Raw genomic sequence first — 303 nt, forward strand, 5'->3', positions numbered from 1 at the left:
ACGCAGAAGTACTCGGTCTCGCGTTAGGCGCCGGTAAACACGTTGGTCATGGCAGGAGCGTCCCAGAAGAAAGCAGCCACGCAGCCATCGGCGAAGGACTCGCCCGTAGCGTAGAGCTTCCACTCGCCGGCGATGGAGTTGTCGGCAGCCGAGCCGCCGAAGAACGGCACGCGGCCCACCACGGTCGAGATGCCCTTCAGGTAGAACTCCTCTTCAGCCGGAGAAGCGGCCATGTAGAAGAAGTCGGGAGCGTCAGCGCGGCCCGCAGCCTCCATGGCAGCCGTAGCCAAAGCGGCGCCCGCC

The 303-nt window shown here is 65.3% G+C and carries 1 protein-coding gene; it reads right to left on the bottom strand.

The features are described 5' to 3' along the window. Positions 1-23: 23 nt before the first annotated feature. On the bottom strand, positions 24-303 hold a 280-nt coding region (locus PZH32_RS12840), incomplete at its 5' end, for an FIST N-terminal domain-containing protein (protein WP_275208642.1).

The organism is Adlercreutzia equolifaciens, from assembly GCF_029076695.1.
Classification (GTDB): Bacteria; Actinomycetota; Coriobacteriia; order Coriobacteriales; family Eggerthellaceae; genus Adlercreutzia; species Adlercreutzia equolifaciens_A.